Source organism: Agrobacterium vitis (assembly GCF_013426735.1).
GTDB classification, from domain to species: Bacteria; Pseudomonadota; Alphaproteobacteria; order Rhizobiales; family Rhizobiaceae; genus Allorhizobium; species Allorhizobium vitis_D.
Genome location: NZ_AP023272.1, coordinates 475,348 through 493,689, shown reverse-complemented (window position 1 = coordinate 493,689; position 18,342 = coordinate 475,348). Strand labels below are relative to the sequence as shown.

Genomic DNA, 18,342 nt, shown 5'->3' with positions numbered 1-18,342 from the left:
GCCACCTTCTCCCCGATGGGGAGAAGAAACCTGCGGCATCCCCTTGTGCCTTCTATGCGCAGCAAAGGCCGATAAACTCCTTTGTCCGCAGCCTTAAGATGAGGCTCAGTGTTGTCGTGTTGACCTCTTCTCCCCAGCGGGGAGAAGTCCCCGGCAGGGGGATGAGGGGGGCGAAGCCAATTGATCAAGTTGCGTCGTATACTATGAAAACCGAACAAGTCCGATGCTATAGCTTTCTGTTTTCGTTTGTCTTATCGGGAAAACCGGTCGCCAATTGTCCGAAGACAAACTCTAGCGCCTCCGGTCCTCCGCCAAAATTTCCGGCGCAATCTGGTGCAGCGGCACGGTACGGTCCACGCCGCCATGGGCGATGGCTTCCTTGGGCATGCCGAAGACAATGCAACTTGCCTCATCCTGGGCAAGCGTGAAGGCCCCGGCCTGATGCATTTCCAGCATGCCGCGCGCGCCGTCATCCCCCATGCCGGTCATGATAACACCCATGGCATTGGCGCCTGCCGAGCGGGCCGCCGAGCGAAACAGCACATCCACCGACGGACGATGGCGCGACACCAGCGGGCCTGATTTGACCGACACATGATACCGCGCCCCTTGGCGCTCCAGCATCATATGGCGATCCCCGGGCGCAATCAGCACATGACCGCGCAGCACCGGATCGCCGTTTTCGGCTTCCTTGATTTCCATTTCGCACAGGCCGTTCAAGCGCTTGGCAAAGGCCGCCGTAAATTTTTCCGGCATATGCTGCACGATGACGATGCCTGGGGCGTTGGCGGGCATTTTTTCCAGGAACTCCCGAAGCGCCTCGGTGCCGCCGGTCGATGCGCCCACGCAAACCACCATTTCAGTGGTTTTGGCCATGGCACGGCCTGTCGGTGGTGGCAGCATGGCATCCGCAGTCAGTTTCTTTGCTGGCTCACCGCTGGCGGAGGCACGATCCGTGACAATCGACTTTCGCGTCCCGAGCCGCGCCTGGGCTGCACTTTTCACCACCTGGCAAATCCGTTCGGCCTGCTCAGCCAGGTGATCCGCCGCGGCAATTTTCGGCTTGAGAATGATGTCGACGGCGCCCGCCTCCATAGCCTGCATCAGAGTTTCACTGCCGGCCTCCGTCAGGGAGGAGCACATCACCACCGGAATGGGGCGCTGCGACATCAGCTTGCGCAGGAAGGTGATGCCATCCATGCGCGGCATTTCCACATCCAGCGTGATCACATCCGGAATTTCCTCTGCAATGCGCCGGGCGGCTACGAAGGGGTCGGAAGCGGCTCCGATCACCTCGATCTCCGGATCCGATTGCAGGACATTTGTCAGGATTTGCCGGACACTGGCTGAATCATCGACAATAAGGACGCGAATTTTCTTCGGCATCTGACAATCATACCTTCCTGAAAACCGTATTGGCCAATTGCTTGAGCGGAAGATCCAACCCAGTAATTGATTCGGAATGGCCTATGAACATATAGCCCCCTTGGCCAAGGCAATCGCATAGGCGTCGCAACACATTGAACTGCGTCTTTTTATCAAAATAAATCAATACATTACGGCAGAAAATAATATCCATAGGCTCCCCCACCTGATAGCTGTCGTCCATCAGGTTCAGCCGGGCAAAACCGACATGGGTGCGAAGTGCCGCCGCGATGCGTACCTCGTTCCGCTGCTTGTCACGCGCGTGCATCACATACCGCGCCGCCATGGCGCGCGGCACCGGCTCCAGCATTTCGGCAGGGTAGACACCCCGGCGAGCCTTCTGCAGCACATCGGTCGAAAGATCTGTTGCCAGGATATGATAGTCCATCCCGCTGCGGCGTTCCATATATTCCGCCATCACCATGGCAAGCGTATAGGGCTCCGCACCGATCGAACAGGCCGAACTCCAGACGCGAACCCGACGCACGCCCCTGGCCTGCAGATCCGGCAAGGCCTTTTGCGTCAGATAGTCGAAATGGTTGGGCTCGCGGAAAAAGTCCGTCTTGTTGGTGGTAACCGCATCGATCAGATGGACGGATTCGGTCGCAAGGCCGCCCTCTTCGAAAATATAATGGCAATAGCTGTCGAAGTCCGTAAAGCCGGTGGCGCGCAAGCGCCTGCGCAACCGGCCTTCCAGCATCGTCGTCTTGGTTTCCGGCATCTTGATGCCGCTATATTCAAAAATGTAGTTCGACAGACGCCTGAAATTTTTCGGGCTGATTCTGTGGTCTCCAACAACTGCTTCTGCCAATGCATTCACGCTGGCGGCCTCCCTGTAATGGTTTTTCACGCGACGGCAAAAGCCGGTGCAGAAGAAGAGGCAAGGGCAGTTTCATCGCCCGAAAACAACCGCGCCAGATCAATGATCACCACAAAGCCCGCCTCACGGCGCACCACGCCCTGGATATAGTCTGAGCGCCAGCGGATGCCGATATCGGGCGCCTGCTCGATGTCGGCATGCCGGAAGGGAATGACCTCGAAGACCTTGTCGGCCACCACCCCGACCGCAAGACTGCGATCGGAAAGTGGCACATCCATCACCAGAATCCGGGTATGGGGCGTCTTCACCGTCCGCGACATGCCGAGCCGCAGACGAAGATCGATGACCGGCACACCCTGACCCCGGACATCCCGCAGGCCCAGAAGATAATCCGGTCCATGTGGGATCTTGAACGGGTCCTCGTGATCGAGAATTTCCCGGACCACGGTAACGGGCACGGCAAACACTTCTTCCCCAAGGCTGAAGGTGACAAATTGCGATTCTGACGATTGTCCACTCATGTTACGCGCTTTCCTGAAAGAGACGATCCTCCTCATCCGGACCGCCCATGGAGAGATCGAGGGCAAAGCCCTTGGCTCTCGCCTGTTGAGCGGCAACCGTCTGAGACGACGTCGGTGTGCGGGGTTTTGCCGGTGCAGCCGTCCGCACTGGCGCAGCACGAGCGGCAACGGCACGGGTCTGTGGTGCGGGCTTCTTCTGATGTGCACCATCAACCTTGAAGAAGGCGATGGAGGTTTGCAGTTCCTCGGCCTGAGCAGCCAGTTCTTCAGAGGTAGCCGACATTTCTTCCGAAGCGCCCGCATTCTGCTGCGTCACCTTGTCGAGCTGCTGGATCGCTTCGTTGATCTGGCTGGCCCCGATATCCTGCTCACGGCAAGCCGCCGAAATCTCGGAAATCAGTTCCGCTGTCTTGCGGATATCAGGAACAAGCCGAGTCAGCATTTCTCCGGCTTCCGTTGCCACCTGAACCGTCTGGCCGGACAGCGTGCTGATTTCAGCCGCTGCTGCCTGACTGCGTTCGGCAAGCTTGCGCACTTCAGAGGCAACCACTGCAAAGCCCTTGCCATGCTCACCGGCACGCGCTGCTTCAACCGCCGCATTCAAGGCCAGAAGATCGGTCTGACGGGCGATTTCCTGGACGATCGAGATCTTCTCGGCAATCGTGCGCATTGCACCGACGGCACGGTTGACCGCTTCGCCGGAGGCTTCCGCATCCTTGGAGGACTGGCGGGCAATCTTTTCGGTCTGGGCGGCATTGTCGGCATTCTGCTTGATATTGGCCGCCATCTCTTCCATCGAGGCGGAAGCTTCTTCGGCAGACGATGCCTGTTCCGTCGCGCCCTGGCTGACCTGCTCGGAGGCAGACGACAGCTGCTGGCTACCAGAAGATACATTGTCGGATGCCGACAAGGCATCAGCGACCACGCCGCGAAGGCGCTCAACCATCAACTGAAGAGACTGGCCAAGCGTGTCCTTATCGGACAGGGATTTCGGCGCCACCGTCAAATTGCCATCGGCAATCTGATTGGCGATAGCTGCCGTTTCCCTGAGGTTGCCGGTCATCACCTTGACGCTTTCAACGACATCGCGGATTTCATCGTTGGTTCTGATGTCGATATCCTGATCCAGATCGCCAATGGCAACGGCATCTGCAACGGACTTGATCTTTTTCAGGCCCGAGCTGATGCTCAAGGCGATCCAGATGGCCGCGACAAACGCCACAAGCATTGCCACTGAGGCGATGGATATCATCAAGGTCTTCGTCTGGTCATAAAGAAGATCTGTGTCGCTATCGGCCTTAGCCATGGCCTTTTTCTGGATATCGATAAGCTTTGCGACAGCTTCTCCCATTTTTGCTGCATTCTCACGGATTGATCCGTTAGACAATGCGATCGCAGCATCTAAATCGCCCGCAGCTTGTACAGAGGGAAGACGGCTCGAAGCTTCCTTGAAAACAGCGCCGGTCGCAATCAAAGCCTCCCAATATGGTTTGCCTTCAACACTGGCAATAGTCTTTCCAGATTCAGCAATCTGAAGCATATCCTCGATATTTTGCGCTGCCGCCTGATAATACTTTTTCGCATCATCATCGCTTTTCGATAGCAGGGCATTTTTCTGCGCACGGATTGTTTCCGACATTTCATTTGAAGCGGTAAGCGCATATTCTAAGCGCTTGGCCGGGCCCGCAATAATATCAGTACTGGCCTGATTGATTGTCGAAAGACTCGTTATGCCATAGAATGCCATCACTCCTAGCATAATGATCATTAAGCCGAACGTTACGGCCAGTTTCAGTTTGATCGTGAATCGCATGGTAGTCCCCCAGATATTTCCGCGTATTTAGGCGTGGTGGGACAGCCAATCTCTTGCCTGTCCCGGTCTTTGTCGTGGGCCGATTTCACGCCTGCTGGCGGAAATCGTGATCTTCGTCATCCGGTCCGCCCATGGAAAGGTCGAGGGCAAAACCCTTGGCTCTCGCCTGTTGAGCGGAAACGGTCTGTGCTGCCGAAGGCCTGCGCACAACAGCCGCCGCTGTCGTGATTTTGGCCGGTCTTGCAGGCTGCGACGTATAGTTTTGGGCCGCCTTCTTCTGTGCCTTCAGTCCATCAACCTTGAAGAAGGCGATGGAAGCCTGGAGTTCCTCGGCCTGAGCGGCGAGTTCTTCAGAGGTTGCAGACATTTCTTCCGAGGCACCCGCATTCTGCTGCGTCACCTTGTCGAGCTGCTGGATCGCTTCGTTGATCTGGCTCGCACCGATATCCTGCTCTCGGCACGCTGCCGAGATCTCGGAAATCAGGTCCGCCGTCTTTCTGATGTCAGGAACCAACCGGCCGAGCATTTCACCGGCTTCCGTTGCCACCTGTACCGTCTGGCCCGACAACGTGCTGATTTCAGCCGCTGCTGCCTGACTGCGTTCGGCAAGCTTGCGCACTTCAGAGGCAACCACCGCAAAGCCCTTGCCATGCTCACCCGCACGGGCGGCTTCAACCGCCGCATTCAAGGCCAGCAGGTCGGTCTGACGAGCGATTTCCTGGACGATCGAGATCTTCTCGGCAATCGTGCGCATTGCACCAACGGCCCGGTTGACCGCTTCGCCAGAGGCTTCCGCATCCTTGGAGGACTGGCGGGCAATCTTTTCGGTCTGGGCGGCATTGTCGGCATTCTGCTTGATATTGGCCGCCATCTCTTCCATCGAGGCAGAGGCTTCTTCAGCAGACGACGCCTGTTCCGTTGCGCCCTGCGACAGCTGTTCGGAGCTTGAGGACAGTTCCTGGCTGCCGGAAGAGACGTTGTCAGACGCCGACAAGGCATCGGCAACAACACCCCGAAGACGCTCCACCATGCTCTGCAAGGCAAGGCCCAGCGTGTCAACATTGGAGCGCGGCGTTGTCGTCACCGTCAAATCACCATTGGCAATCTTATCGGCAGTAGCTGCCGTTTCACGCAGATTGACGGTCATGGATCGCATAGCGATGCCCAATGAATCCTTGCTCGAGAGTGGCGTGATATCCTGGGACAAATCACCTTCGGAGATGCGGTTTGCTAAAGCGGCAGTTGCTCGCAGGTTTTCCGTCATCCCGTTAATCGTCGTGACAAGATCCTTGATCTCGTCATTGGTTTTCACTTCAACGGTCTGGTCCAGATCGCCGATGGAAACGGCATTGGCAACAGTTTCGATCTTGCGAAGCCCGGCGCTGATGCCAAGAGCAATCCACAAAGCAGCAGCAATTGCGAGAAGCGTAGCGATCCCCGCGACAACAAGAACCATGGTCCTCGTCTCGGCATAGAGAGTATCTGTATCCTCATCAGCTTTGGCCATGCCCTGCTTCTGAATTTCGACCAGTTTTGTAATGGCTTCAGCCATATTGGTCGCCATAGCGCGCAGGTCGCCATTCGAAAGCGCTATGGCATCATTCACTTTGCCGGCCGCCTGGATATCTGGCAGACGAGCCGCAGATTCTCTGAAATCCAGAGCATTCTTGATTACGGCTTCCCAGTAGGGTCTGCCCTGCTGACTTGCAATCGTAAGACCCGCCTGTGCCAAGCTGATCATATCTTTGATGTTGGTGTCGGATGTCTGATAATATGCCTTGGCTTCCGCATCATCCTTGGAAAGCAGGGCATTTTTCTGGGCGCGAATGGCTTCTGACATTTTGCTGGAAGCCGACAATGCGTATTCGAGCCGTTTAGCCGGTCCGGCGATAATATCAGACGCAGCCTGGTTGATCGTCCCGATGCTGGAGATGCCATACAATGCGACCGCAATCAGCATGGCGATCATAAGCCCGAAAGCCAACGCAAGTTTGAGTTTTATTGTGAAGCGCATGTGCGTCATCCCTAAATTAATTTGAGAAGCAAGCCCGGGCCGAACAACATCATTCGTTCGAAGCGGGTAAGGTCCGGCTCGGCGCACATACATGCCTGTCGGGTGCCATCGGGCCGCTAATCGGCCCGATGCGAAATCGAATAAGAGCCTAGGTCATGCCGTCTGGCGAAAATCCAGATCCTCCTCATCCGGACCGCCCATGGAGAGATCAAGGGCAAAGCCCTTGGCTCTCGCCTGTTGAGCGGCAACCGTCTGAGACGACGTCGGTGTGCGGGGTTTTGCCGGTGCAGCCGTCCGCACTGGCGCAACACGAGCGGCAACGGCACGGGTCTGTGGTGCGGGCTTCTTCTGATGCGCACCATCGACCTTGAAGAAGGCGATGGAGGTTTGCAGTTCCTCGGCCTGAGCAGCCAGTTCTTCAGAGGTAGCCGACATTTCTTCCGAAGCGCCCGCATTCTGCTGCGTCACCTTGTCGAGCTGCTGGATCGCTTCGTTGATCTGGCTGGCGCCGATATCCTGCTCACGGCAAGCCGCCGAAATCTCGGAAATCAGTTCCGCTGTCTTGCGGATATCAGGAACAAGCCGAGTCAGCATTTCTCCGGCTTCCGTTGCCACCTGAACCGTCTGGCCGGACAGCGTGCTGATTTCAGCCGCTGCCGCCTGACTGCGTTCGGCAAGCTTGCGCACTTCAGAGGCAACCACTGCAAAGCCCATGCCATGCTCACCGGCACGGGCGGCTTCAACCGCCGCATTCAAGGCCAGAAGATCGGTCTGACGGGCGATTTCCTGGACGATCGAGATCTTCTCGGCAATCGTGCGCATCGCACCGACCGCACGGTTGACCGCTTCGCCGGAGGCTTCCGCATCCTTGGAGGACTGGCGGGCAATCTTTTCGGTCTGGGCGGCATTGTCGGCATTCTGCTTGATATTGGCCGCCATCTCTTCCATCGAGGCAGAGGCTTCTTCAGCAGACGACGCCTGTTCCGTCGCGCCCTGGCTGACCTGCTCGGAAGCAGACGACAGCTGCTGGCTACCAGAAGATACATTGTCGGACGCCGACAAGGCATCGCCAACCACGCCGCGAAGACGCTCGATCATCGTGTTGACATATTGCAGCATGTCGCCGATTTCATCGCGTGAGCGGATTTGGGCAAACTCCGTCAGGTCGCCATCGGCAACCTTGCGCACAGCCACAACCGCACGATTGATACCGCCGGTGACGCTGATGACAATCCAGACCGCTGCCATAACGGCAATAACGGAAGCAGCGATCGACAGGGACAAAAGCATCAACCGGGTGCTGGCATATTCGGCATCGCCAGCAGCATCGGCATCGCGCAGGCGGGACTGCTCCAGGCTGACGACTTGCGACAGGAGATCGTCAATTTCATTGACAGCCTTGCGGTTTTCACCCGTCGAGATTTTCAGTGCGCCCGCAGTATCGCCAGCAATTGTCAAAGCCTTGATCTGGTCGTCGGTCTTTCGGAAGTCGGCTTCCACGACGGCAAGCTTGTTCCAGAATACCTTGCCTTCTTCCGTCGCCTTGGCCATGACGGCTGTAAAAGCCTGGTCGAATTCGGCGCGCGACGCATTGGCCTTGGCGATACTGGATTTGATTTCGTCCTCGGATTGCGCCAGCTGAACATTCTTTTGCTGACGCAATTGCTGAAGTTGCTCCATCTGGAGCTGTTGAGCCAGGCGCAACCGCTCCACAGGACCTTCAAGCGTATTGCCCATGGCATCGTTCATTGAGCCCAGACTTTGAATACCCAGAACCGAACTGGCAATCAGCAATGCGACGACGATGCCGAAAGCCAGCCCCAGCTTCATTTTGATTGTAAACCGCATAACAGACCTCAATTTGTTGCCAGACCAGCCGTGGAAGCGGCGATCCGATCACTGGTGCTGGAGAAAATTGCCTGGAGATTGGGGAGAATGATGAACTCTCCATCCCGTTTGACCAGGCATTCAATGAAGTCGGGACGCCAACGCATGCCGACGCTGGGGGGCGGTTCGCTGGCGGAGTGCGCCAATGTCGTGACTTCGAACACCCGGTCCGTGCGAATGCCGGTCAGGGTGGTTTCACCATCGAGATCGAGCTCAATGACAATGATACGGCTGTCGATGGTCGGCTCCGTCGCTTCCATGCCGAAGGCCAGCCGGATATCGGCCAGTGGAATGACCTTGCCACGGAAGTTGATGACGCTGGAGACGAACGGCTTTGCGCCGGGCACCTTGGTTTCCGGCAGGAGATCGATAATCTCCTGCACGGTGATGGCCTCAATCGCAAACGTCTCACCGTTCAGATTGAAAGTCAGCACGGCGACTTCGTCGCGGTCCGCCCAGAAATGCTGGAAATCATGTTTGCCGGGTACGATGCTCATCCTGCTACACGCAATTGCGCCTCCTGCTGTTGGCCCGCGTTGACCAGATGCGTCACATCCAGGATCAGCGCGACACTGCCGTCACCCAGAATGGTCGCACCCGAGAAAGTCACGACGTCGTGGTGAAGCTTGGACATGGATTTGATAACGGTCTGGTGATCGCCAATGATCTGGTCGACCACCAGGCCGACGCGCTCATCGCCGGTCGAGATCACCACGACCTTCTGGAACGGATCAGGCTGCGTTCCCGTGCGGAACAGATCCCTGAGCCTGAGGAAAGGAACCAGACTGTCGCGCAGCGAAATGAAACTGCGGCCCCTGGAGCGCAGATCGTCCTCGATCGACAGTTCCAGGCATTCCTCAACCGCCGACAGCGGAATGACGTAGCACCCGGTACCGACGCGCACCAAAAGACCGTCAATGATCGCCAGCGTCAGCGGAATGCGCAGGGAGACTTCCGAGCCCTTGCCGTTTTCACTGCGGATGTCGATCACCCCGCGCAGGGCCTCGACGGTTTTCTTCACCACATCCATGCCGACGCCACGACCGGAAAGATTGGTGATCGTCTGGGCGGTGGAAAAGCCCGGCTGGAAGATCAGCTGCAACAATTCCTGGTCCATCAGCTGCTGGCCCGGCTGGATCAGCCCCGAGGATTCCGCCTTGGCCCGGACCCGGTCACGGTTGATGCCACGGCCATCGTCCTTGATGGTGATGATCACTTCGCCGCCGGATTGATGGGCCGACAGCACCACCTTGCCCGCCTTGTTTTTGCCAGCCGCCAACCGTTCTTCCGGCGGCTCGAGTCCGTGGTCGATGGAATTGCGCACCAGATGCACCAGTGGATCGGCCAGCCGCTCGATAACGGTCTTGTCCACTTCCGTGGTTTCGCCTTCCGTCTCCAGTTCGATGACCTTGCCGGTCTCGCGGGCAAGATCGTGGACAAGGCGACGGAATCGGGTGAACAGACTGCCAACCGGCACCATGCGCAACACCATCATCGTATCGCGCAGCTCACCGGAGAGCCGCTCAACGTCTTCCGAAACGGATCGCAGCATGATGTCGGCGCTGGTATTGGCCAGCTGCGACAGGCGGGACTGGGCAATCACCAGCTCACCGACCCTGTCCATCAATTCGTCAAGCCGCTCGGCCGGAACGCGGACATTTTCGGCGGCACGGCCATGCTTGGCGTCATTGGAACCAGTCTGAGCAGCGGCAGGTGGAGCGGCCTGAGCCTGGCTTGGCGGCTGCTTGTTGTCAGATGCCACCGGCGCGGCAACGGCCTGTTCGGCTGGATCATCGGCGGCAATGGTCTCGGAAGAGACAGCGGTCGCATCCTCAGTCAGTTCGAGATCCATGTCATCCATGACGAAGATGAAGACATCCTCGATATCCGACTTCGGCTTTTCGGTAACAAGCTCCACGCTCCAGCCGATATAAAGATCGGCAGGTGAAATCTCCTCAAGACCCGGGATAGCGCTCAAATCCGCTTTAACGGTGCATTTTCCAAGGTCGCGAAGCTCATTCAGAAGGCCGAGTGGATTGGTGCCATTGACCATGGAATTGGCTGGCAGGCGGAATTTCATCCGCCATGTCGTCGTTGCCGGTCGCGATGCCGACTGCGGCTTGGCGGCTCCGCCATTGCCGGGCTTGGCAGCCGGCACCGCATGCGCATTGCCACCATGGTCGCCGACAGCATCCTGCAACTTGGCAAGCAGCCGCTCTCCAGCGGCTTCATGATCGCCATTGGGAGTGGCAACCAGTGCCTTCATATGGTCCTGGGCGTCGAGAACGGCAGCGACAAGCTCGGCGGTTGCCGGTACTTCACCCTTGCGGACGCGGTCGAAAGCGGTTTCGCAATGGTGGGTGAAAGCGGCCAGAGCCTCGAAGCCAAACATGGCTCCGGATCCCTTCAGGGTATGGAGACCGCGGAACACCGAATCGATCTGATCTTGATTGGACAGGTCATGCAACAGGTCGAGCAGGCCGTTTTCGATCTGCTCGAACAGCTCTGCTGCTTCTGTCCTGAAAACCTGAATGGGATCCAGATTGGTCATTTGCCGAGAACCTTTCTAGCAATTTTCACCAGTTGCTCCGCATCGAACGGTTTGGTGATCCAGCCGGTCGCACCAGCGGCCTTGGCCCTGTTCTTCATGTCGGCGTCGGATTCGGTTGTCAGGAAGATGATCGGAATACCCGTATGGGACGGAGACCGGCGCAGAGCCTCGATCATCGCCAAACCGTTCATGTTAGGCATGTTGAGGTCGGTAACGATCAGATCAAACTGCGATGACTTGGCCTTGTTCAGACCATCCAATCCATCGACGGCTTCGGTCACCTTGTAGCCGGCATTGGTCAGGGCGATCTTCGTTGTCATGCGGATGCTGGCGGAATCGTCAACGGTGAGAATATGGGCACTCATGGCATTACCTTTCATGTAACCAGAAAAATCGAGCCGACGGATCCATGTCGGTCAAGAAGCCGCTACGCTCCAGCGTGGACAGAACACCACCAACCGCAGCGCTTTGCAGCGTGAGGTCCTGGCCATTCGTTTGCGCAGACATGCGTGCCGCTTCAATCAATTGAATAAAACTCAGGTCAACCTCCGCGTCTGCGGGGATATCGATAACGACGGCCTGACCAGTCGAAAGGCCTGTCAGGAGTTGATCCCGGGTGGTCTGCACAGTGCGAATGGTCAGCGCCTGTGGCAAGGCAATGGTCTCATGCGGCAATGTTTGCGTTGTCATCGTCATTCCCGTCCTGCTGGCTGGGGTGTTGATCGGTATTTCGTCTGCTTCTGAAGGCAGAGGGCGTTTTCAGGATGGGAAGCATCCAGCGACGGCGCCCCTTTCATGTGGATCCTCATATCTGTCTCATGCGCTCCCATGACCGATACAATCTTTGGCCATTGCCGCTCAAAAGCCTCGACGCAGGCCGGATCGAAATGACGACCCTTTTCGCACTTGATGTGATCCAGCGCGTCTTGCAGCGACCACGCTGTCTTGTAGGCACGGGGCGAGCACAAAGCGTCGAACACATCCGCGAGCGCGACAATGCGCGCTTCCAGCGGAATTTCCCGTCCCGACAATCCCTTGGGATAGCCGGTTCCATCCCATTTCTCGTGATGACCGCCAGCAATCCGCTCAGCGACCCGCAACAGATCGGAGGTCCCGTTCTCCAGAATCTTTATGCCGATATCGACATGCCTGCGCATCATGTCCCGTTCGCTGTCGGTCAACCGGCCGGGCTTGGACAGGACACCATCGGGAATGCCGATCTTGCCGACATCGTGCAGCGGAGCCGCCAGATAGATCTTGCGCTGCCGGTCCTCATCGAGCCCAAGATCCTGCGCCAGCAGCCTGGAGATCTGCGCCACACGCGAGACATGATCACCAGTTTCCCCGTCGCGATATTCCATGGCTCGGGCCAGACGCCAGATCAGTTCCTCTTCGCTGGCAACAAGTGCCGCGGATTTCGCCGTCACGGCAGCCGCAAGGCCATCAGCCCGCAACGACAGTTCCACCTGGGCACGCCGCAGGCTCAAAAGGTTACGCGCACGGGCCTTCAACTCGACCGGATCGGCGGATTTCCGCAGAAAATCCGTCGCCCCCGCTTCCAGCGCATTCAGGCAGACCGCCGTTTCGGTTTCCGAAGTGATCATCAAAATCGGCACCAACTCATAGGTCGGCATGGCACGCAAAGCGGTAATCACCTCGATACCCGAGCGCTTCGGCATATTGTAATCCACCAGCACCAGGTCGAATTGCCGGGCCTCACAAACACGAATGGCTTCCTCGGGATCAGCGAAGGTTTCCACCTCCAGACCCGTAATTTCAAGGAGTTCCAGACGCAGTGCCAGCAATGTGGATCGGCTGTCGTCTATCACAACGGCATGCAAGGGAGGCTCCATTCCGCCATGACGGCTTGGACAGGCACGGTGACATGCGCATGTTCCCATGCGATGTGACAAGCCATCTCAAGCACTGTTAATATCTGTGAATTTTTTGGGACCATTCCGCATCATGCGGGGAGCGAATTCCGGAACATTGTGGCAGAGCCCTAAATATTTCCAGATTTCTGAACCGAATTCTCACGTTAGTAAGTTAAGATAGAACTAACACTGTTAGGCCACAACTATATTTAATTGATAGCTCTAATAAGCCATAGGATTTTGGGGTTTATTAACGCGTTGTTTTCGTTGATTCATCCCATATTTTTTTGACAAAAAACAACCAATGGGCGTAAAAAACTTCCTGACGTTGATGGATCACATGCCCTGAAAACAGACAGGATCAGACCCACCAATTGTGGCATACCATACTTTGCATCAATCACCTGCATCATCGGTGAGCCAGCGAATCACGCCAACCGCCGCCGCCCTGCCAGTGGCAAAGCAAGCGGTCAACAGATAGCCGCCGGTTGGCGCTTCCCAATCCAGCATTTCTCCGGCCAAGAACAGGCCAGGCCGATCCACCAGCATGTAATTGCTGTCGATCCCACTCCAGTTGACGCCCCCTGCTGAGGAAATCGCTTCCGCCAGTGGTCTTGGCCGCAGCAGCGACACCGGCAAAGCCTTAATGAGGCCCGCAAGCGATGTGGCATCCCGGGTGGCGATATCGGGTACGACCTCCCGCAACAGCGCTGCCTTGACGCCATCCAGAGAGGCTGCCTTACGAAGCCTTGTCGAGAGACTGGCCTTTGCGGGTTGACGGGCAAGATCCTCCGCCAGTTTTTCAAGCCGCTTGCCGGGTGCCAGATCGAGCAGAAGCTCTGCCTTGCCATGATGGCGAAGATCATCGCGCAGGGCTGCCGCATGGGCATAGATCAGGCTGCCCTCGATCCCATGCCGGGAAATGACGAATTCGCCCTGGATCTGACCCGCCGCAGACGTGGCGACAACCGATTTGACCGGCTGGCCGGCAAACCTTTCACGGAACACATCGCTCCAGGCAATGTCGAAGCCGCAATTGGCAGGCTTGAAATCCGTGACTGCAACGCCAGTGTCGCGCAGCCACGGCACCCAGGCGGCGTCCGAGCCTAAACGCGGCCAACTCGCCCCGCCCAGCGCCAAAACCACGGCATCTGCCATAACAGTGACATCGCCATCCGGCGTTGCAAACCGATAGCCATTTTCCGAAAAGCCGGTCCAACGGTGGCGGGTGCGGATCATCACGCCCCGATCCTGCAATGCCTTGATCCAGGCCCGCAGCAGCGGCGAGGCCTTCATCGCCTTTGGAAACACCCGGCCTGAGGAGCCGATGAAGGTCTCCGTTCCAAGATCCGCCGCCCAGGCGCGCACATCGTCCGGCATAAAATCATCGAGAGCTGCCTTTAAATGGCTTCCGGCCTCCCCGAAGCGGCTCGAAAACCGCACATACTCTTCGGAATGGGTAATATTCAGCCCGGATTTCCCGGCCAGGAGAAATTTGCGGGCCAGTGTCGGCATAGCCTCATAGATCGTCACGCTCAGACCAGCCAGCGACAGACTATCCGCCGCCATCAGCCCCGCAGGCCCCCCGCCGATGATTGCAACCGTCTTGCCTGCCATGCCCGTGCCTTGCGTTCGACTATCAGGCGTTTTGGGCAAAGGACGGGTTAAAAGCAAGCAGAACCCTCAGCCGATGGCCATCAGGCTGGCATTGCCTCCGGCAGCAGCCGTATTGGTGGACACCGAAACTTCCTCCACCAGCCAGTTCAGGCAATAGGCATCATCAACACCAAGCTCGTTACCCAGCTCATCACTTGAAGCCGCCTGGGTCAGGACCAGCGGTCCGGGCAGGGCGGCAATTGCTTTTGCCTGCTCGATGAGCTGATCCCCCTCGCCTTCCAACAATGCGCCTGCGAAAGGACCGGCCTCCGCCCAGCCTGACGCTTGGACGAAATGGACACGGGCAAGCACGCCATCCGGCAGGCCCATCAGCGCTTCGCGGAGATCGGTGCTTGTGCCGATGACCATGCTGTTGCCCGTCGCCAATGCGCTTGCCACTTGCCGGTAAAGCCCCTGCTTCGTGCGGGGCAGCAGCAGAATGGTGCCGCGCGGATGCAGGGCATACAGGTTGCGTTCGCCGACCGGTCCAGGCAAATCCTGGACCAACCCAACCGCGGAAAGGCTGCCGAGGCTGCGCGTTGCCTCCGCCGCTGCCGTTTCACCCTGTTCGTCAAGCCATTTGGCAAAATCCAGCAGGCCCGGATCGACGTGAACCGAACTATGCTGCGGCGGCACCGGCGGCTTTTCAACCAGGCGGCCCAGATAAAGCGGACCGCCAGCCTTCGGCCCGGTGCCGGACAGGCCACGGCCACCGAACGGCTGCACGCCCACCACCGCGCCAATCACATTGCGGTTGATGTAGAGATTACCCGCCTTCACCCTTGAGGTTACATGGGCAATGGTCTCATCCAGCCGTGTATGCAGGCCGAAGGTCAGGCCATAGCCGGTGGCGTTGATCTGGTCGATCAGGCGATCAAGATCGTTACGCCGGTAGCGCAGCACATGCAGGACCGGGCCAAATACTTCCCGCTTAAGATCAGACAATGCGCCGATCTCGATGATGGTCGGTGCAACGAAGGTGCCGTGCTCAGTGCCATCACCCGCACCGATCTGCTCCACCGCCTTGCCCATGGCGCGCATGGCGTCAATATGCGCCTCGATCACGCCCTTGGCCTCGGCGGTAATCACCGGGCCGATATCGGTGGACAGCCGGTCGGTACGGCCCAAGGTCAGTTCATGCAGCGCGCCTTTCAGCATGGCAAGAATGCGATCCGCCACCTCGTCCTGAAGGCACAGAACCCTGAGCGCTGAACAACGCTGACCGGCGCTGTCGAAGGCCGAGGCGATCACATCCGCCACCACCTGTTCAGCAAGCGCCGAGGAATCAACGATCATCGCGTTCTGGCCACCGGTCTCGGCAATCAGCGGGATGGGCCTGCCATTGGCCAGCAGACGCCCGGCAAGCTCCCTCTGGATCAGCTTGGCAACCTCGGTCGAGCCGGTAAACATCACGCCTGCCACCTGCGGCGAGGCGACCAATGCCGCCCCGATCCGCCCGTCGCCTGGCAGAAGCTGAAGGGCAGCGCCGGGGACGCCAGCCTGATGCAGGAGGCGCACGGCCTCAGCGGCGATCAGCGGTGTTTCCTCGGCGGGCTTGGCCAGAACCGGATTGCCTGCCACCAGTGCTGCCGCCACCTGTCCGGTGAAAATCGCCAGCGGAAAATTCCAGGGGCTGATGCAGACAATCGGCCCCAATGGCGCATGCACTGGCCCCAAGGTGCGACGCGCCTGCTCGGCGTAGTAGCGCAGAAAGTCGATGGCCTCGCGCACCTCGGCAATGGCATTGGCCGCTGATTTGCCCGCCTCGCGCATAATCAGCCCCAGCAGCACCGGCAACCGTGCCTGCATCAGGTCGGCAGCCTCGTCCAGCATCCGCGCCCGCTCCAAAGGCACCGTCTGCGCCCAGGTCTGAGCATGAAGCGCGGCATCCGCCACGGCCTGGCGCGCCTCTTCCTCGGTTGCTTCCCTGATACTGCCAACCACATCACGATGGTCGCCGGGATTGACGACAGAACGCACAGGCCCGGCACTTGTCCCCGCAATCAAAGCGGGCACCGCATCCCAAGACGAGAGAGCGGTTTGGCGCAGGGTCTGGCCAAGCGCCTGCAACACCGCTTCATTGCTAAGATCGAGGCCTGCGGAATTTTTGCGGCCTTCGAAAAGATCGGCGGGCAAAGCAATCCTCTCATGCTTTGCACCCGGCTGCACCATGGCGAGCACGGTTTCAGTCGGATCGGCGATCAACGCATCCACGGATATGGCCGGATCGGCGATCCGATTGACGAAGGAGGAATTGGCACCATTTTCCAACAGGCGGCGCACGAGATAGGCCAGCAGCGTCTCATGCGTACCCACAGGCGCGTAAATCCGGCAGGGGCGGCCAAGCTTCGCCTTGCCCACGACTTCGTCGTAGAGCGGCTCGCCCATGCCGTGCAGGCACTGAAACTCGTAGGAGCCGGTTTTGAAATCAGGGCCGGCCAGATGATAGATTGCCGCCAGCGTCTGGGCATTGTGGGTGGCAAATTGCGGAAAGATCACATCCCGCGCCGCGAGCAGCTTTTTGGCGCAGGCGATATAGGAAACGTCGGTGTGAACCTTGCGGGTATAGACCGGAAAATCCTCCAGCCCATCGACCTGCGCCCGCTTGATCTCGGCATCCCAATAGGCCCCCTTGACCAGGCGCACCATGATCCGGCGCTCTGCGCGGTGGGCAAGATCAATGATGAAATCCAGCACGAAGGGGCAGCGCTTGCCATAGGCCTGCACCACGAAGCCCATGCCGTTCCAGCCCGACAAGGCGGGATCGAGGCAGAGGTCTTCCAGCAGATCCAGCGACAGTTCCAGCCGGTCGGCCTCCTCGGCATCGATATTGAGGCCAATATCATACTGCTTGGCCAGCAGCGCCAGCGCCTTGACCTGCGGCAGCAATTCACCCATCACCCGATCAGCCTTGGCGCGGCTGTAGCGCGGATGCAGGGCCGACAGCTTGATGGAAATGCCGGGACCGTCATAAATGCCGCGTCCCGCCGAGGCCTTGCCGATGGCATGGATGGCCTGCTGGTAATCCCGGAAATACCGCGCCGCATCGCCAGCCGTGGTCGCCGCCTCGCCCAGCATGTCGTAGGAATAGCGAAAGCCCCTGGCTTCCAGCGGGCGGGCGCGTTTCAGCGCCTCCTCGATGGTTTCGCCGGTAACGAATTGCTCCCCCATCATCCGCATGGCCATATCGACGCCGCGACGTATGACCGGCTCGCCGCACCGGGCAATCAACCGGGTCAAAGCTGCCGACAGACCACGATCATTGACGGTCGAGGTCAGCTTGCCAGTCACGACCAGTCCCCAGGTGGCTGCATTGACGAACAGCGACCGGCCACCGCCGAGATGGGCTTTCCAATCGCCCTCGGCAATCTTGTCGCGGATCAGCGCATCGCGCGTGGCGTGGTCGGGAATGCGCAGCAGCGCTTCGGCCAGGCACATCAGCGCCACGCCTTCCTGGCTGGACAGCGAATATTCATGCACCAGCCCTTCAACACCGCTGCCGCTGTGCTTGGCGCGCAGGGCTTCGATCAATGTGCGGGCGGTACCCTCAACGGCGCTGCGCATGGCATCCCGCAAGCGGGCCGCCGCCAGCAGCGGTGACAGGCATTCCGGCTCCGGTCGGCGATAAGCCCCCGTGATCGCCTGACGCAACAAGCTTGGCTGACGCAAAGGCGGCGCAAAAGCGGCAAAGATCGGATCTGGAGAGGATGAAACGGCCTGCGATGCGACGGAAACGGTCTGGTTCATCACGGTTATCCTGGATCGATGAAGGGGGCTCTAC

At 58.6% G+C, this 18,342-nt stretch carries 12 protein-coding genes and 1 pseudogene; all 13 read right to left on the bottom strand.

Features of this window, described 5'->3' with window-relative positions:
* Positions 1-291 precede the first annotated feature (291 nt).
* The 13 genes and pseudogenes from H1Y61_RS02185 to putA all read right to left on the bottom strand — a co-directional run bounded on the left by H1Y61_RS02185 (position 292) and on the right by putA (position 18,308).
* Complete coding sequence (locus H1Y61_RS02185) at positions 292-1,386, bottom strand: protein-glutamate methylesterase/protein-glutamine glutaminase (RefSeq protein ID WP_174112071.1); 1,095 nt, start codon at positions 1,384-1,386, stop codon at positions 292-294.
* Between the two features lie 7 nt (positions 1,387-1,393).
* Positions 1,394-2,245, bottom strand: a complete 852-nt coding sequence (locus H1Y61_RS02180) for a CheR family methyltransferase (RefSeq protein ID WP_174112072.1) — start codon at positions 2,243-2,245, stop codon at positions 1,394-1,396.
* Positions 2,246-2,271: 26 nt separating this feature from the next.
* Positions 2,272-2,766, bottom strand: a complete 495-nt coding sequence (locus H1Y61_RS02175; protein WP_015917538.1) for a chemotaxis protein CheW — start codon at positions 2,764-2,766, stop codon at positions 2,272-2,274.
* Position 2,767: 1 nt separating this feature from the next.
* Positions 2,768-4,579: a methyl-accepting chemotaxis protein gene (locus tag H1Y61_RS02170; protein WP_180573587.1), complete on the bottom strand. Its 1,812-nt coding sequence runs from the start codon at positions 4,577-4,579 to the stop codon at positions 2,768-2,770.
* A gap of 288 nt (positions 4,580-4,867) precedes the next feature.
* Positions 4,868-6,593 (bottom strand): annotated as a pseudogene (locus tag H1Y61_RS02165) (methyl-accepting chemotaxis protein); the annotation flags it as partial.
* 153 nt (positions 6,594-6,746) lie between these two features.
* Complete coding sequence (locus H1Y61_RS02160) at positions 6,747-8,441, bottom strand: methyl-accepting chemotaxis protein (RefSeq protein ID WP_180573585.1); 1,695 nt, start codon at positions 8,439-8,441, stop codon at positions 6,747-6,749.
* A gap of 8 nt (positions 8,442-8,449) precedes the next feature.
* A complete protein-coding gene (locus H1Y61_RS02155; RefSeq protein ID WP_156617493.1) occupies positions 8,450-8,977 on the bottom strand; it encodes a chemotaxis protein CheW in 528 nt (175 codons plus the stop codon).
* Positions 8,974-11,031, bottom strand: coding sequence for a chemotaxis protein CheA (locus H1Y61_RS02150; protein WP_180573584.1), 2,058 nt, complete (start codon positions 11,029-11,031; stop codon positions 8,974-8,976). Before H1Y61_RS02150 ends, H1Y61_RS02155 begins: the two co-directional genes overlap by 4 nt.
* Positions 11,028-11,396, bottom strand: coding sequence for a response regulator (locus H1Y61_RS02145; RefSeq protein ID WP_174112077.1), 369 nt, complete (start codon positions 11,394-11,396; stop codon positions 11,028-11,030). Before H1Y61_RS02145 ends, H1Y61_RS02150 begins: the two co-directional genes overlap by 4 nt.
* A gap of 4 nt (positions 11,397-11,400) precedes the next feature.
* Entirely contained in the window at positions 11,401-11,727 is a 327-nt protein-coding gene (locus H1Y61_RS02140) for an STAS domain-containing protein (protein WP_180573583.1), read from the bottom strand.
* Positions 11,724-12,872 carry an HD domain-containing phosphohydrolase gene (locus H1Y61_RS02135; RefSeq protein ID WP_180573582.1) on the bottom strand — a complete coding sequence of 383 codons (1,149 nt, stop codon included), beginning with the start codon at positions 12,870-12,872 and terminating at the stop codon, positions 11,724-11,726. Before H1Y61_RS02135 ends, H1Y61_RS02140 begins: the two co-directional genes overlap by 4 nt.
* A 429-nt stretch (positions 12,873-13,301) precedes the next feature.
* The gene (locus H1Y61_RS02130) at positions 13,302-14,522 is read right to left on the bottom strand and encodes a TIGR03862 family flavoprotein (RefSeq protein WP_174112080.1); all 1,221 of its coding nucleotides are present in this window, start codon (positions 14,520-14,522) and stop codon (positions 13,302-13,304) included.
* Positions 14,523-14,588: 66 nt separating this feature from the next.
* Positions 14,589-18,308, bottom strand: a complete 3,720-nt coding sequence (gene putA / locus H1Y61_RS02125) for a trifunctional transcriptional regulator/proline dehydrogenase/L-glutamate gamma-semialdehyde dehydrogenase (RefSeq protein WP_180573581.1) — start codon at positions 18,306-18,308, stop codon at positions 14,589-14,591.
* Between the last annotated feature and the right edge of the window lie 34 nt (positions 18,309-18,342).

What these genes read in the sequence shown, in the direction of transcription:
- H1Y61_RS02185 (WP_174112071.1), bottom strand. Translation starts at nt 1,386, where the DNA reads ATGCCGAAGAAAATTCGCGTCCTTATTGTCGATGATTCAGCCAGTGTC.
- H1Y61_RS02175 (WP_015917538.1), bottom strand. Translation starts at nt 2,766, where the DNA reads ATGAGTGGACAATCGTCAGAATCGCAATTTGTCACCTTCAGCCTTGGG.
- H1Y61_RS02170 (WP_180573587.1), bottom strand. Translation starts at nt 4,579, where the DNA reads ATGCGATTCACGATCAAACTGAAACTGGCCGTAACGTTCGGCTTAATG.
- H1Y61_RS02160 (WP_180573585.1), bottom strand. Translation starts at nt 8,441, where the DNA reads ATGCGGTTTACAATCAAAATGAAGCTGGGGCTGGCTTTCGGCATCGTC.
- H1Y61_RS02155 (WP_156617493.1), bottom strand. Translation starts at nt 8,977, where the DNA reads ATGAGCATCGTACCCGGCAAACATGATTTCCAGCATTTCTGGGCGGAC.
- H1Y61_RS02150 (WP_180573584.1), bottom strand. Translation starts at nt 11,031, where the DNA reads ATGACCAATCTGGATCCCATTCAGGTTTTCAGGACAGAAGCAGCAGAG.
- H1Y61_RS02145 (WP_174112077.1), bottom strand. Translation starts at nt 11,396, where the DNA reads ATGAGTGCCCATATTCTCACCGTTGACGATTCCGCCAGCATCCGCATG.
- H1Y61_RS02140 (WP_180573583.1), bottom strand. Translation starts at nt 11,727, where the DNA reads ATGACGATGACAACGCAAACATTGCCGCATGAGACCATTGCCTTGCCA.
- H1Y61_RS02130 (WP_174112080.1), bottom strand. Translation starts at nt 14,522, where the DNA reads ATGGCAGGCAAGACGGTTGCAATCATCGGCGGGGGGCCTGCGGGGCTG.
- putA (WP_180573581.1), bottom strand. Translation starts at nt 18,308, where the DNA reads ATGAACCAGACCGTTTCCGTCGCATCGCAGGCCGTTTCATCCTCTCCA.